This is a genomic window from Dietzia sp. SLG310A2-38A2 (assembly GCF_014145095.1).
GTDB lineage: Bacteria > Actinomycetota > Actinomycetes > Mycobacteriales > Mycobacteriaceae > Dietzia.
Genome location: NZ_JAALDX010000549.1, coordinates 11,362 through 12,585, shown reverse-complemented (window position 1 = coordinate 12,585; position 1,224 = coordinate 11,362). Strand labels below are relative to the sequence as shown.

Annotated in this window: 1 protein-coding gene; it reads left to right on the top strand. The window is 66.7% G+C overall.

Annotated elements, in window-relative coordinates; genetic code table 11:
* Positions 1-242 precede the first annotated feature (242 nt).
* Positions 243-686: a hypothetical protein gene (locus tag G6027_RS18140; RefSeq protein WP_182638336.1), complete on the top strand. Its 444-nt coding sequence runs from the start codon at positions 243-245 to the stop codon at positions 684-686.
* The last annotated feature ends 538 nt before the right edge of the window (positions 687-1,224 follow it).

Sequence of the window (1,224 nt, the reverse complement as noted above, 5' to 3'; positions counted from 1 at the left end):
TCAGTAATGCACCCATGTTGTCCGCGCTCACGTTAGGCCTAGTAACCTCCTGCGAAGTCGCCACAACGCGTGGGGCGTCCGGCAGAACAGACGAGAGTAGATCAATGATCAGCTTCAGGCGCTCCACAAAGATCGACCAGCTCCGGATCACCGGGAGCGAATCACGGCCGGGCCTGAGTGCAGGGGCCAACCCTCGCCGGGCCTCCCGAAGCAGGCCCACCCGCCGGCGCCTCGGCCTCACGATGGCAGCAGCCGCTGCAGCGACCGCGCTCGGCACCGCCCCTGCCCTTGCCGACCCGGCAGACGCAGGACCCGCCACGCCAACGCCCCCGGCGGGAGCACTGACGCCGGAGATCATGACCGATGTGCTCGGGCCAGCCGACCCGGCGTTCTGGAACCCGGCGGCCCCCGGCACCCGCGTGCTGACCCCGATCGAACCCGATCGCCAACTGTCCTGCCTGACGGGCCTCGTGCCGTTGCACGTCTGTTGGACGATTAACAGGTACCAACTCGTGCCGGAGCACCGCCCGCTCGCCCACGTGGACGTCCCCGTGATCGGTGGGCCGCCGCTGCGCATCTGGGTGGATCTCCCCCGGTGGGGCGACGGCTCCACGGGCGAAGGCCCCATCGGCGACCTGACGCGAGACGTGATCGTCTGGTGGCTCACCACTCCGACGCCGTCGTAGCCAGCACCCCGCGTTGCCCACCGAGAGCGGCGCAGATGCCATCGACGTACTTTGCCGAAGGCAAGCGGGTCGAGAGCCAGGGCCACAAGCGCATTCACCACAAGCGGAAGCTCAACGCCCTCAGTCGCTCCGCTGATCCATTCCGACAGTAGCTAACGCCTACTACTGGTCTTTCGCCCGCAGGCTATCGGGCAGTTGGTCTTCGTCTAACCCCGACCACTCGACGTAATCGGCCCATGCGCGGTCGTACTTGGCCTGGTCGGGCGCGGCGGCAGGCGGCGGCAACGGGGAGTAGATGCGATCTCGTCGACGACGAAACGGTCTGAACATGCTGGCCCCAGAACCCTATGAAAGAATAGTTACCAACTATAGCGTCGGGGCAGCTAGTTCCGTTACAGATCGGGACGATCTGTTCCACTTTTGGCCCGTGCCGACCGTTCATGGGCGCTCCCGGCCCCGCTGCGGCTGAGGCTGCCGTTCCCGCCCTCGGTCGGGTTCGACCCACGGATGGCCACCAGAAGCAGCCCGCACGTTCAGC

Excerpts from the sequence above, each read along its gene's own strand:
- G6027_RS18140 (WP_182638336.1), top strand. The coding sequence starts at position 243 with ATGGCAGCAGCCGCTGCAGCGACCGCGCTCGGCACCGCCCCTGCCCTT.